Source organism: Shewanella sp. MR-4, from assembly GCF_000014685.1.
In the GTDB taxonomy this organism is placed as follows: domain Bacteria; phylum Pseudomonadota; class Gammaproteobacteria; order Enterobacterales; family Shewanellaceae; genus Shewanella.
This window is the reverse complement of record NC_008321.1, coordinates 414864-431359: the sequence shown is the minus strand read 5'-3', so window position 1 is coordinate 431359 and position 16496 is coordinate 414864. Positions and strand designations below refer to the sequence as shown.

The 16496-nt window shown below is 51.8% G+C and carries 1 protein-coding gene; it reads left to right on the top strand.

The window, feature by feature from the left end:
- Positions 1–169 precede the first annotated feature (169 nt).
- Entirely contained in the window at positions 170–16423 is a 16254-nt protein-coding gene (locus tag SHEWMR4_RS02050; protein WP_041408673.1) for a retention module-containing protein, read from the top strand.
- Positions 16424–16496 lie beyond the last annotated feature (73 nt).

Sequence of the window (16496 nt, the reverse complement as noted above, 5' to 3'; positions counted from 1 at the left end):
TTCGCACCACTCTCTGTAAAACCCAGTCATAGCAAGTTATATAGCTGCGTCAAAAAATTGACTTCCCATTAGTGCCAAGCTAAAATTTCATCACTTGCATCACAAGCCCAACACATTTGTTGGATTTGCGCATCTTTTGATTAACACCATCGGGTGTTGGGAGCTTATTATGGGATCGATCATTACTACAAAGAAAGGTTTGCTGAAACTAGTCAAAGGGCAAATCGAAGTCGAGGTTAATGGTTCAAATCAACCCGCTAAGGATGGCGAGCAACTCCCTAAAGGTGCTGTGCTACATATTGGTGAAAATGCGACCTACGAAATCACCTTTGATGATGGTACTAAACTTTCTAATGAAGTTCCCCCTAATGCAACAGCTGCCGCCCCCAACACGGCAAATGAAGCTGCCCTAGATGAAATTCAAGCATTGCAAGATCTCATTGCATCGGGTGAGGACCCAACCCAAAACTTACCAGAAACCGCCGCAGGTAATGCACCAGCTGGCCGTGACGGTAACTCAGGCTATGTCACCTTAGCCCGTGATGGCACAGAAGCCTTAGCGACATCTGGTTATTCAACCTCAGGACAAACGCTCACCGCAGCCACAACTGCCACACCAGAGCAAACCGTAGCAACCGACTCTCCTTCGGTATTAGTTAACGACAGTATTACGGTCGATGAGGATACTGTTGCTTCTGGCAATGTGCTCGATAACGACAGCGATGCCGACAATGTGTTAAGTGTGGTTGGATTTAATATCAACGGAACCGACTTTGCGGCGGGCACAGTTGTTACGCTCGAAGGTGGCAGCTTTATACTCAATGCCGATGGCTCTTATACCTTTACCCCGAATGAAAACTGGAACGGCCAAGTTCCTGTTATTACCTACACCACCAATACTGGCTCAACCGCGACCTTAACCATTAATGTCACCCCAGTTGATGACCCATCGGTATTAGCAAACGACACCAATACTGTTGCTGAAGATACCGTCGCCACAGGCAATGTGCTCGACAACGACACCGATGTCGATTCCAGCTTAAGTGTGGTGAGCTTTACAGTATCGGGCAGCACCTTTGCTGCAGGCACAACCGTCGCTCTCGAAGGCGGCAGCTTAGTACTCAATGCCGATGGCTCGTACAGCTTTACCCCGAATGAAAACTGGAATGGCCAAGTTCCAGTGATTACCTACACTACCAATACTGGCTCAACTGCAACTTTAACCATTAATGTCACCCCAGTTGATGACCCATCGGTATTAGCCAACGACACTAATACTGTTGCTGAAGATACCGTCGCCACAGGCAATGTGCTCGACAACGACACCGATGTCGATTCCAGCTTAAGTGTGGTGAGCTTTACAGTATCGGGCAGCACCTTTGCTGCAGGCACAACCGTCACTCTCGAAGGCGGCAGCTTAGTGCTCAATGCCGATGGCTCATACAGCTTTACCCCTAATGCAGATTGGAATGGCCAAGTTCCTGTCATTACCTACACCACCAATACTGGTTCGACTGCCACATTAACGATTAACGTCACCCCAGTTGATGACCCATCGGTATTAGCAAACGACACCAATACCGTCGATGAAGATACCGTCGCCACAGGCAATGTGCTCGACAACGACACCGATGTCGATTCCAGCTTAAGTGTGGTGAGCTTTACAGTATCGGGCAGCACCTTTGCTGCAGGCACAACTGTCGCTCTCGAAGGCGGCAGCTTAGTACTCAATGCCGATGGCTCTTACAGCTTTACCCCTAATGCAGATTGGAACGGCCAAGTTCCAGTGATTACCTACACCACTAATACTGGTTCGACTGCAACTTTAACCATTAATGTCACGCCTGTAGCCGATGGTGCACCAAGCGTTACCATTACCACTGATACAAACGATGATGGTTTTATCAGTAATGCAGAGCTCGGCGGGGCAACAGACGTCAGTGTGACCATCGGCTTAGGCGGCACAGGTGCGAATGCAGGCGATACCCTGACAGTGAATGGTGTTGACTATGTGTTGACACAAGAAGATATAAATAATGGTTATGTAAACTTAACACTTCCTGCGCCAGCTGAAGGTGAAACTATCACTGTAGTTGCAACCATTACCGATCCAGCGGGTAATACTTCGCCTGAAGGCAGTGATTCCGCACTACTCGACACGACGGCCCCCACTATTACCGTCAGCGCGCCTGATGATACCCGAGATACCACGCCAACCATCACAGGTACAACGGATGCCGCCCCTGGCAGCGTCATCACTATTGTTGTTACTGACAGCAATGGGGTGCAGCAAACTCTTACCACCACTGTGAATCCTGACGGAACATATGCTGTTGATGTTATTAATCCAATTCCTCATGGTGGTTATACTGCAACCGCAACAGTGACAGATCCAGCTGGCAATACGGGCAATGCCACTGATAATGGTAATGTCGATATCAAGATTGATGAGGACGGCGACGGCAACACCGTGGCTATCACCAGCATCACCCAAGACACCGGTAGCTCCAGCAGCGACTTTATCACCAACGACAACACCTTGGTGTTCCACGGTACCGTCGATTTGGATGACAACAGCACCTTAGCCGTCACCATCAACGGGGTGACTTACACCACCGCTAACGGCTTAGTGATTGATGCGCAAGGTAACTGGAGTGTGGACCTGACCGGTACCGTGCTGCCTGACGGCACCTACCCTGTGGTCGCCACCGTCACCGACGTGGCTGGCAACAGCAAAACCGTCACCCAAGATGTGGTGATTGATACCAAGATTGATGAAGATGGCGACGGCAACACCGTGGCCATCACCAGCATCACCCAAGACACCGGTAGCTCCAGCAGCGACTTTATCACCAACGACAACACCTTAGTGTTCCACGGCACCGTCGATTTGGATGACAACAGCACCTTAGCCGTCACCATCAACGGGGTGACTTACACCACCGCCAACGGCTTAGTGATTGATGCGCAAGGTAACTGGAGTGTGGACCTGACAGGCACCGTGCTGCCTGACGGCACCTACCCCGTGGTCGCCACTGTCACCGACATTGCTGGTAACACCACTAGTGCAACGCAAGATGTGATTGTCGATACACAGATAGGACTGGGACGAGATAACGCTGTAACAATTACAAGTATCACCGAAGATACAGGTAGTTCCAATACAGACTTTATCACCAACGACAACACCTTAGTGTTCCAAGGTACCGTAGAATTAGATGGCAACAGTAACTTGGTTGTCACGATCAATGGCGTGGAATACACCATAGGTAATGGTCTAGTGATCGATGCAAATGGCCATTGGAGCGTCGACTTAACCGGTACCGTGCTGCCTGACGGCACCTACCCCGTGGTCGCCACCGTCACTGACGTGGCCGGCAACAGCAAAACTGTCACCCAAGATGTGGTGATTGATACCAAGATTGATGAGGACGGCGACGGCAACACCGTGGCCATCACCAGCATCACCCAAGACACCGGTAGCTCCAGCAGCGACTTTATCACCAACGACAACACCTTGGTGTTCCACGGCACCGTCGATTTAGATGACAACAGCACCTTAGCCGTCACCATCAACGGGGTGACTTACACCACCGCTAACGGCTTAGTGATTGATGCGCAAGGTAACTGGAGTGTGGACCTGACCGGTACCGTGCTGCCTGATGGCACCTACCCCGTGGTCGCCACCGTCACTGACGTGGCCGGCAACAGCAAAACTGTCACCCAAGATGTGGTGATTGATACCAAGATTGATGAGGACGGCGACGGCAACACCGTGGCCATCACCAGCATCACTCAGGACACCGGTAGCTCCAGCAGCGACTTTATCACCAACGACAACACCTTAGTGTTCCACGGCACCGTCGATTTGGATGACAACAGCACCTTAGCCGTCACCATCAACGGGGTGACTTACACCACCGCTAACGGCTTAGTGATTGATGCGCAAGGTAACTGGAGTGTGGACCTGACCGGTACCGTGCTGCCTGATGGCACCTACCCTGTGGTCGCCACCGTCACTGACCTGGCCGGCAACAGCAAAACCGTCACCCAAGATGTAGTGATTGATACCAAGATTGATGAGGACGGCGACGGCAACACCGTGGCCATCACCAGCATCACCCAGGACACCGGTAGCTCCAGCAGCGACTTTATCACCAACGACAACACCTTAGTGTTCCACGGCACCGTCGATTTGGATGACAACAGCACCTTAGCCGTCACCATCAACGGTAATACTTATACCGTGGGCAACGGCTTAGTGATTGATGCACAAGGTAACTGGAGTGTGGATCTGACTGGCACAGTGTTAGCCGATGGCACCTACACAGTGAACGCCACAGTGACAGACGTTGCGGGTAACTTTAAGACAGTGACCCAAGATGTGATCATCGACACCCAAGGCCCAAGCGTCGTGGTGAACATTGTCGATGACGTGCTAACGGTTGGCGAAACCAGCGAAGTGACCTTCACCTTCAGTGAGAAAGTCACCGGTTTTGACGCCTCTGACTTAGTGGTTGTGGGCGGCACGCTCAGTAACCTTAGCAGCACAGATGGTATCAATTGGACTGCAACCTTCACGCCGACCCCAGGCTTCACTGGCACCGCCAGTGTTACTGTCACCGCCGGCAGCTATACAGATCTAAACGGCAACCTCGGCACCAGCGGCAGTGATACTGCAGGCGTGGATACCCAAGGCCCAAGCGTCGTGGTGAACATTGTCGATGACGTGCTAACGGTTGGCGAAACCAGTGAAGTGACCTTCACCTTCAGTGAGAAAGTCACCGGTTTTGACGCCTCTGACTTAGTGGTTGTGGGCGGCACGCTCAGTAACCTTAGCAGCACAGATGGTATCAATTGGACTGCAACCTTCACGCCGACCCCAGGCTTCACTGGCACCGCCAGTGTTACTGTCACCGCCGGCAGCTATACAGATCTAAACGGCAACCTCGGCACCAGCGGCAGTGATACTGCAGGCGTGGATACCCAAGGCCCAAGCGTCGTGGTGAACATTGTCGATGACGTGCTAACGGTTGGCGAAACCAGTGAAGTGACCTTCACCTTCAGTGAGAAAGTCACCAGTTTTGACGCCTCTGACTTAGTGGTTGTGGGCGGCACGCTCAGTAACCTTAGCAGCACAGATGGTATCAATTGGACTGCAACCTTCACGCCGACCCCAGGCTTCACTGGCACCGCCAGTGTTACTGTCACCGCCGGCAGCTATACAGATCTAAACGGCAACCTCGGCACCAGCGGCAGTGATACTGCAGGCGTGGATACCCAAGGCCCAAGCGTCGTGGTGAACATTGTCGATGACGTGCTAACGGTTGGCGAAACCAGTGAAGTGACCTTCACCTTCAGTGAGAAAGTCACCGGTTTTGACGCCTCTGACTTAGTGGTTGTGGGCGGCACGCTCAGTAACCTTAGCAGCACAGATGGTATCAATTGGACTGCAACCTTCACGCCGACCCCAGGCTTCACTGGCACCGCCAGTGTTACTGTCACCGCCGGCAGCTATACAGATCTAAACGGCAACCTCGGCACCAGCGGCAGTGATACTGCAGGCGTGGATACCCAAGGCCCAAGCGTCGTGGTGAACATTGTCGATGACGTGCTAACGGTTGGCGAAACCAGTGAAGTGACCTTCACCTTCAGTGAGAAAGTCACCGGTTTTGACGCCTCTGACTTAGTGGTTGTGGGCGGCACGCTCAGTAACCTTAGCAGCACAGATGGTATCAATTGGACTGCAACCTTCACGCCGACCCCAGGCTTCACTGGCACCGCCAGTGTTACTGTCACCGCCGGCAGCTATACAGATCTAAACGGCAACCTCGGCACCAGCGGCAGTGATACTGCAGGCGTGGATACCCAAGGCCCAAGCGTCGTGGTGAACATTGTCGATGACGTGCTAACGGTTGGCGAAACCAGCGAAGTGACCTTCACCTTCAGTGAGAAAGTCACCGGTTTTGACGCCTCTGACTTAGTGGTTGTGGGCGGCACGCTCAGTAACCTTAGCAGCACAGATGGTATCAATTGGACTGCAACCTTCACGCCGACCCCAGGCTTCACTGGCACCGCCAGTGTTACTGTCCCCGCCGGCAGCTATACAGATCTAAACGGCAACCTCGGCACCAGCGGCAGTGATACTGCAGGCGTGGATACCCAAGGCCCAAGCGTCGTGGTGAACATTGTCGATGACGTGCTAACGGTTGGCGAAACCAGCGAAGTGACCTTCACCTTCAGTGAGAAAGTCACCGGTTTTGACGCCTCTGACTTAGTGGTTGTGGGCGGCACGCTCAGTAACCTTAGCAGCACAGATGGTATCAATTGGACTGCAACCTTCACGCCGACCCCAGGCTTCACTGGCACCGCCAGTGTTACTGTCACCGCCGGCAGCTATACAGATCTAAACGGCAACCTCGGCACCAGCGGCAGTGATACTGCAGGCGTGGATACCCAAGGCCCAAGCGTCGTGGTGAACATTGTCGATGACGTGCTAACGGTTGGCGAAACCAGTGAAGTGACCTTCACCTTCAGTGAGAAAGTCACCAGTTTTGACGCCTCTGACTTAGTGGTTGTGGGCGGCACGCTCAGTAACCTTAGCAGCACAGATGGTATCAATTGGACTGCAACCTTCACGCCGACCCCAGGCTTCACTGGCACCGCCAGTGTTACTGTCACCGCCGGCAGCTATACAGATCTAAACGGCAACCTCGGCACCAGCGGCAGTGATACTGCAGGCGTGGATACCCAAGGCCCAAGCGTCGTGGTGAACATTGTCGATGACGTGCTAACGGTTGGCGAAACCAGTGAAGTGACCTTCACCTTCAGTGAGAAAGTCACCGGTTTTGACGCCTCTGACTTAGTGGTTGTGGGCGGCACGCTCAGTAACCTTAGCAGCACAGATGGTATCAATTGGACTGCAACCTTCACGCCGACCCCAGGCTTCACTGGCACCGCCAGTGTTACTGTCACCGCCGGCAGCTATACAGATCTAAACGGCAACCTCGGCACCAGCGGCAGTGATACTGCAGGCGTGGATACCCAAGGCCCAAGCGTCGTGGTGAACATTGTCGATGACGTGCTAACGGTTGGCGAAACCAGTGAAGTGACCTTCACCTTCAGTGAGAAAGTCACCGGTTTTGACGCCTCTGACTTAGTGGTTGTGGGCGGCACGCTCAGTAACCTTAGCAGCACAGATGGTATCAATTGGACTGCAACCTTCACGCCGACCCCAGGCTTCACTGGCACCGCCAGTGTTACTGTCACCGCCGGCAGCTATACAGATCTAAACGGCAACCTCGGCACCAGCGGCAGTGATACTGCAGGCGTGGATACCCAAGGCCCAAGCGTCGTGGTGAACATTGTCGATGACGTGCTAACGGTTGGCGAAACCAGTGAAGTGACCTTCACCTTCAGTGAGAAAGTCACCGGTTTTGACGCCTCTGACTTAGTGGTTGTGGGCGGCACGCTCAGTAACCTTAGCAGCACAGATGGTATCAATTGGACTGCAACCTTCACGCCGACCCCAGGCTTCACTGGCACCGCCAGTGTGACTGTCACCGCCGGCAGCTATACAGATCTAAACGGCAACCTCGGCACCAGCGGCAGTGATACTGCAGGCGTGGATACCCAAGGCCCAAGCGTCGTGGTGAACATTGTCGATGACGTGCTAACGGTTGGCGAAACCAGTGAAGTGACCTTCACCTTCAGTGAGAAAGTCACCGGTTTTGACGCCTCTGACTTAGTGGTTGTGGGCGGCACGCTCAGTAACCTTAGCAGCACAGATGGTATCAATTGGACTGCAACCTTCACGCCGACCCCAGGCTTCACTGGCACCGCCAGTGTTACTGTCACCGCCGGCAGCTATACAGATCTAAACGGCAACCTCGGCACCAGCGGCAGTGATACTGCAGGCGTGGATACCCAAGGCCCAAGCGTCGTGGTGAACATTGTCGATGACGTGCTAACGGTTGGCGAAACCAGTGAAGTGACCTTCACCTTCAGTGAGAAAGTCACCGGTTTTGACGCCTCTGACTTAGTGGTTGTGGGCGGCACGCTCAGTAACCTTAGCAGCACAGATGGTATCAATTGGACTGCAACCTTCACGCCGACCCCAGGCTTCACTGGCACCGCCAGTGTTACTGTCACCGCCGGCAGCTATACAGATCTAAACGGCAACCTCGGCACCAGCGGCAGTGATACTGCAGGCGTGGATACCCAAGGCCCAAGCGTCGTGGTGAACATTGTCGATGACGTGCTAACGGTTGGCGAAACCAGTGAAGTGACCTTCACCTTCAGTGAGAAAGTCACCGGTTTTGACGCCTCTGACTTAGTGGTTGTGGGCGGCACGCTCAGTAACCTTAGCAGCACAGATGGTATCAATTGGACTGCAACCTTCACGCCGACCCCAGGCTTCACTGGCACCGCCAGTGTTACTGTCACCGCCGGCAGCTATACAGATCTAAACGGCAACCTCGGCACCAGCGGCAGTGATACTGCAGGCGTGGATACCCAAGGCCCAAGCGTCGTGGTGAACATTGTCGATGACGTGCTAACGGTTGGCGAAACCAGTGAAGTGACCTTCACCTTCAGTGAGAAAGTCACCAGTTTTGACGCCTCTGACTTAGTGGTTGTGGGCGGCACGCTCAGTAACCTTAGCAGCACAGATGGTATCAATTGGACTGCAACCTTCACGCCGACCCCAGGCTTCACTGGCACCGCCAGTGTTACTGTCCCCGCCGGCAGCTATACAGATCTAAACGGCAACCTCGGCACCAGCGGCAGTGATACTGCAGGCGTGGATACCCAAGGCCCAAGCGTCGTGGTGAACATTGTCGATGACGTGCTAACGGTTGGCGAAACCAGTGAAGTGACCTTCACCTTCAGTGAGAAAGTCACCGGTTTTGACGCCTCTGACTTAGTGGTTGTGGGCGGCACGCTCAGTAACCTTAGCAGCACAGATGGTATCAATTGGACTGCAACCTTCACGCCGACCCCAGGCTTCACTGGCACCGCCAGTGTTACTGTCACCGCCGGCAGCTATACAGATCTAAACGGCAACCTCGGCACCAGCGGCAGTGATACTGCAGGCGAGGATACCCAAGGCCCAAGCGTCGTGGTGAACATTGTCGATGACGTGCTAACGGTTGGCGAAACCAGTGAAGTGACCTTCACCTTCAGTGAGAAAGTCACCGGTTTTGACGCCTCTGACTTAGTGGTTGTGGGCGGCACGCTCAGTAACCTTAGCAGCACAGATGGTATCAATTGGACTGCAACCTTCACGCCGACCCCAGGCTTCACTGGCACCGCCAGTGTTACTGTCACCGCCGGCAGCTATACAGATCTAAACGGCAACCTCGGCACCAGCGGCAGTGATACTGCAGGCGTGGATACCCAAGGCCCAAGCGTCGTGGTGAACATTGTCGATGACGTGCTAACGGTTGGCGAAACCAGTGAAGTGACCTTCACCTTCAGTGAGAAAGTCACCGGTTTTGACGCCTCTGACTTAGTGGTTGTGGGCGGCACGCTCAGTAACCTTAGCAGCACAGATGGTATCAATTGGACTGCAACCTTCACGCCGACCCCAGGCTTCACTGGCACCGCCAGTGTTACTGTCACCGCCGGCAGCTATACAGATCTAAACGGCAACCTCGGCACCAGCGGCAGTGATACTGCAGGCGTGGATACCCAAGGCCCAAGCGTCGTGGTGAACATTGTCGATGACGTGCTAACGGTTGGCGAAACCAGTGAAGTGACCTTCACCTTCAGTGAGAAAGTCACCGGTTTTGACGCCTCTGACTTAGTGGTTGTGGGCGGCACGCTCAGTAACCTTAGCAGCACAGATGGTATCAATTGGACTGCAACCTTCACGCCGACCCCAGGCTTCACTGGCACCGCCAGTGTTACTGTCACCGCCGGCAGCTATACAGATCTAAACGGCAACCTCGGCACCAGCGGCAGTGATACTGCAGGCGTGGATACCCAAGGCCCAAGCGTCGTGGTGAACATTGTCGATGACGTGCTAACGGTTGGCGAAACCAGTGAAGTGACCTTCACCTTCAGTGAGAAAGTCACCGGTTTTGACGCCTCTGACTTAGTGGTTGTGGGCGGCACGCTCAGTAACCTTAGCAGCACAGATGGTATCAATTGGACTGCAACCTTCACGCCGACCCCAGGCTTCACTGGCACCGCCAGTGTGACTGTCACCGCCGGCAGCTATACAGATCTAAACGGCAACCTCGGCACCAGCGGCAGTGATACTGCAGGCGTGGATACCCAAGGCCCAAGCGTCGTGGTGAACATTGTCGATGACGTGCTAACGGTTGGCGAAACCAGTGAAGTGACCTTCACCTTCAGTGAGAAAGTCACCAGTTTTGACGCCTCTGACTTAGTGGTTGTGGGCGGCACGCTCAGTAACCTTAGCAGCACAGATGGTATCAATTGGACTGCAACCTTCACGCCGACCCCAGGCTTCACTGGCACCGCCAGTGTGACTGTCCCCGCCGGCAGCTATACAGATCTAAACGGCAACCTCGGCACCAGCGGCAGTGATACTGCAGGCGTGGATACCCAAGGCCCAAGCGTCGTGGTGAACATTGTCGATGACGTGCTAACGGTTGGCGAAACCAGTGAAGTGACCTTCACCTTCAGTGAGAAAGTCACCGGTTTTGACGCCTCTGACTTAGTGGTTGTGGGCGGCACGCTCAGTAACCTTAGCAGCACAGATGGTATCAATTGGACTGCAACCTTCACGCCGACCCCAGGCTTCACTGGCACCGCCAGTGTTACTGTCACCGCCGGCAGCTATACAGATCTAAACGGCAACCTCGGCACCAGCGGCAGTGATACTGCAGGCGTGGATACCCAAGGCCCAAGCGTCGTGGTGAACATTGTCGATGACGTGCTAACGGTTGGCGAAACCAGTGAAGTGACCTTCACCTTCAGTGAGAAAGTCACCGGTTTTGACGCCTCTGACTTAGTGGTTGTGGGCGGCACGCTCAGTAACCTTAGCAGCACAGATGGTATCAATTGGACTGCAACCTTCACGCCGACCCCAGGCTTCACTGGCACCGCCAGTGTTACTGTCACCGCCGGCAGCTATACAGATCTAAACGGCAACCTCGGCACCAGCGGCAGTGATACTGCAGGCGTGGATACCCAAGGCCCAAGCGTCGTGGTGAACATTGTCGATGACGTGCTAACGGTTGGCGAAACCAGTGAAGTGACCTTCACCTTCAGTGAGAAAGTCACCGGTTTTGACGCCTCTGACTTAGTGGTTGTGGGCGGCACGCTCAGTAACCTTAGCAGCACAGATGGTATCAATTGGACTGCAACCTTCACGCCGACCCCAGGCTTCACTGGCACCGCCAGTGTTACTGTCACCGCCGGCAGCTATACAGATCTAAACGGCAACCTCGGCACCAGCGGCAGTGATACTGCAGGCGTGGATACCCAAGGCCCAAGCGTCGTGGTGAACATTGTCGATGACGTGCTAACGGTTGGCGAAACCAGTGAAGTGACCTTCACCTTCAGTGAGAAAGTCACCGGTTTTGACGCCTCTGACTTAGTGGTTGTGGGCGGCACGCTCAGTAACCTTAGCAGCACAGATGGTATCAATTGGACTGCAACCTTCACGCCGACCCCAGGCTTCACTGGCACCGCCAGTGTTACTGTCACCGCCGGCAGCTATACAGATCTAAACGGCAACCTCGGCACCAGCGGCAGTGATACTGCAGGCGTGGATACCCAAGGCCCAAGCGTCGTGGTGAACATTGTCGATGACGTGCTAACGGTTGGCGAAACCAGTGAAGTGACCTTCACCTTCAGTGAGAAAGTCACCGGTTTTGACGCCTCTGACTTAGTGGTTGTGGGCGGCACGCTCAGTAACCTTAGCAGCACAGATGGTATCAATTGGACTGCAACCTTCACGCCGACCCCAGGCTTCACTGGCACCGCCAGTGTTACTGTCACCGCCGGCAGCTATACAGATCTAAACGGCAACCTCGGCACCAGCGGCAGTGATACTGCAGGCGTGGATACCCAAGGCCCAAGCGTCGTGGTGAACATTGTCGATGACGTGCTAACGGTTGGCGAAACCAGTGAAGTGACCTTCACCTTCAGTGAGAAAGTCACCGGTTTTGACGCCTCTGACTTAGTGGTTGTGGGCGGCACGCTCAGTAACCTTAGCAGCACAGATGGTATCAATTGGACTGCAACCTTCACGCCGACCCCAGGCTTCACTGGCACCGCCAGTGTTACTGTCACCGCCGGCAGCTATACAGATCTAAACGGCAACCTCGGCACCAGCGGCGTCGATACCGCTGGGGTCGACACCTCGGCACCTAATACACCAACCGTACTAATTGTTGATGATGGTAACCCAGGTGATGGCCTGTTAACTGCGGCTGAAATGGGCAACGATGGTGTGCAGCTTACCGTATCAATCAACGGTACTGATTTTGAAGCCGGTGGCTATGTCACACTCACCATTGATGGCGGTGCCGCAATTCAACTGAGCTTTGCTGACTTCACTGATAATGGCAGTGGTAGCCTGACCTTTGATAACTATACCTACGCTAACGGCGTTATCAGCTGGAGTGAAACCGCGCCAGCTATCGGCCAAAACATCACAGTGACCGCCACCCAGACTGATTCCAACAACAACACTTCTACCCAAGGCAGCGACAGCGCACGTGTAATAGGTGCGCAAAACACCAATGTGACAGTAAACGAAGCCAGTCTGCGTGGTGCAGTAGACGCAACTTCCAAGGTCACAGCCAACGTTAGTTTTACTGCTGGCAATGGTGCTCTAACAAGCTTCCAGTTCGGCAATATTATTGATATTAATGGTAACATTAATGGCGTCACCATAGCTGGCCTCATTGGCATCATGACTTGGGAAGCCAGAGATGGCGGAACAGTGTTGATCGGTAAACTTAACGGTATTGAGGTACTACAGCTGTCTTTGAGCGGCAGCGACATTGGTGCAGGCCAAACTGGTAATGTTAGTGTAGAGGTAACCCTACTCGACAACCTTCAACACGTAGCCAACGAGTCAGGTACTAATGACGAAGTTATCAATATTGATGCTCTTATCAGTGGCATAGTGATTGAGGCTGCAGGTAGCAACGGCGTAATCAGCAACACAATCAGCGTTACTGTCACCGACGACACTCTGTCGCTAGACGCCCTAAACAGTTCTGGCGACAACAAAAACAACACTACAATCAATGGAGTGTTACAAATAGGCGGTGCCGATGGTAATGATAACCAAGATCCCGATCAATACAGCGCCAGCTTAACGGCCAATATTACGGGTTGGAACGGTACAGATAAAACCTTCGCGGATTCAGGCATCACAGCTGGCGGCAAGTATGTTTACTTCTTCATTGATAAAGATGAACCAGACTTATTAATTGCTTATACCATAAGCAGCGGTGGCGCTGCTGCCTATGATAAATACAACACTAATCATAATGTTATATTCACCCTCAAACTTGACCCCAATGACATTGATGGTGATGGCTATCAGTACCAGCTGGAACTGCAACAAGCTATTGACACACTAGAGTCCTTCAGCGTGAGCGCCCTTAAGGGCTTAGGTGGAATGGAGGAAATATTTTATATCGCCCAGAACAGTGCAGGTACCACCAACGTTTACAGAGACATTACTGAAGTTCCAAACCTTAGCACTATACTCTTCTCTTTACGTGCAGAAGATAATGGTCAAATTGCGCGCGTAAACGGTAACAATAATGGTTTCGGAGTTGAAGATGGAGTAACAGTGTCCGGTACAGAGAAGCTTATTGTTGATTATGTACAAGATGTTGCAGGGGCTAAATTTACCTTCACTGGCGCACCAACCGTGCTTTACGAAGCCTATGGTAGCAGCGGCCAACTACTTGGTTATGGTATTATTTCATCGGGCGAGGCCATTAGTGATTTGGGGGCTATAAGTTATGTAAAACTAAGTGCGGTGGGCAATACAGCCTTCCAACTCACTGGCACCACTGCAACAACTATCGTCAGCTCCACAACCGATATGGATTTAAAATTCATTGTTGATGTCACCGACAGTGATGGAGATTCCAGCCAAGACGACTTTACAGTACATTTAAATGCCAGCGGCAGCACGGCTAGCGTTATAACACCAGTTGCCTTTACGAGCCTTGCTGAAGCCAAGTCGTTAACCGATGTAATGGATACAGACTCCGACACCTTAGTCTTCAAGGCAGGTGACAAAAATATTAACAATGTCAGCTTTAGCACTGACATAAGCAATATCCATGTTGAGGGCATACGTCAACCGATGAGCTGGAGAATCGAGGGTGGCGTTTTAATTGGTTCAATGCCTGGCAGAGGTGATTTACTAAAACTGACACTGGATTGGAATGGGAACGCAATTGCAGCCGGTAAAGAAGGTTTTGTGGTTGTTGAAGCTGAACTCCTTGGCAAACTGCCACATAATATCGACTATGATTCGCTATCTGTGAGTGGCATTAAGGTTGTCGCAACTGACTCTAGTGGTCAGACAGTAAAAGCCGATGTAACGGTATTAGTTGCAGATAGTCAACACATCGCTGTCGATGATACTAATAATGTCGATGTACTAATTGATAGCTTTGAAGTGCGCGGAATCACTGCTGAATGGACAGGGTGGATAGCCGAATCCAGTGATTCCGATGTAAGAATCTACGACAGTAATGACGATGATACTGCACACGACAGGATTCGTTGGGGTAACGTAGAATCGTGGGAACCTCGCTCTGGCTATAACTTTGATGAGAATACCAATATTCAAGTTGGTGATGTTGGTTTAAATCAAAACATAGTTTTAGGGACTTTCACGCACCTTAACTATCCTATCAATGGATATTCAGCAATAACTAAGGCAACACTTGAAGTCACCTTAATGATTAATGGTGTCCCCGCCAAAGTTACGCTTGAGTTTAACCATAATGAAACAGGAGGAAATTTCGGCAACAATCCACCCGACATCGTCACCGTTGCCAATACATCTTCTGTGTTTGTTTATGATGGTGCTCGTTACACCCTGCAGGTTATGGGCTTCTTAGATAGTCACGGCAATGTTGTGACCAGCATTGAAACTGCTGAAAACAGATCGACCAGCTTCCCATTAGTAGTAAAACTTATCCCTGGTGATGGCTTCGAACTACCCACAGTCAACGGTAATGTGCTCCACAATGATATCCAAGGCGCCGACGGCAATATGGAAATCTACGGATTGTCACATAATGGCAGTAACGCATCCGAATCCCACGGCACCTTTGTGGTACAGGGTACTTACGGAACACTAAAGTTATATAGCGATGGCAGCTATAGCTACCAGGTAACTACTGTGGGTAGCCTTATCCCGGACAATGCTGTCGACACATTTAACTACACCATTGAAGATAGCGATGGAGACCTCAGCACTGCAGAGTTAAATATTAATCTCAATGCTGTCGAAGTGTTACCAATCATGTATGAAGGAGCTCAAGGCGTAGACTCCTTCTTGCTCAACAATTGGGGAGATAAAGGTCAGTTTGCAACCTCACTGGGTGGTTATGAAACTGTAGCGTCAAAAACCTCAGTCGACATTATCAATCTAGATACCTCATTGCACATTAAAGCTGGTGCTAGCAACGACTTTGTGGATCTTGGCATATCAACCGCTAATAACATAGTAGAAACTGGTAGCTCCTTACCCAATGTGAGCAATCAACTGTCACAGCAGGATGTGCTGACCAGTAAGTTTATGTCTGATACAGCTATCGTGAATCGTTACGATCACCTAAAACAAAACGTGCTAAATGAGGTTCAACCTAAATCAGATACAGTTAATCTCGGTGAGGGTGACGATACTGTATATGGTGGTGAAGGCACCCAAATGGTCTATGGTGGTGCGGGTAATGATTTACTTATAGGTGGCGCAGGTATTGATGGTCTTCGTGGTGGCGATGGCAATGATACTTTGATTGGTGGCCTAGGTGATGACGTGCTTCGCGGAGATGGCGGTTCTGACACTTTTGTATGGCGTTACGCAGATGCCGATCAAGGTACAGACCACATCATGGACTTTAATGTAAGAGAAGATAAGCTAGATCTTAGCGACTTACTCCAAGGAGAAACCGCTAATACTCTAGAAAGCTATCTGAAGTTTAGCTTAGATAATGGTTCGACAGTCATTGATATCGATGCCAATAAGGACGGCGTGTTTGATCAGCATATAGTGCTAGATGGAGTAAATCTTTTTGACCAATATAGCGCAACTGATAATGCTGGCGTCATCAATGGCCTACTAGGTTCCAATGGTAACGGTCCTCTGATCATCGATGCAGCGCCCGTCACACCAGAAGCTCCACAGGGCGTAACATCACTGACAGACCCTCATCACAATAACGGTACTATCATTCCTTAAACAATCAGTTCATGTGGCCTATAGAAATATAGGCCATCATGACCCATACTTCTGATAATAAAATAAAAATCAA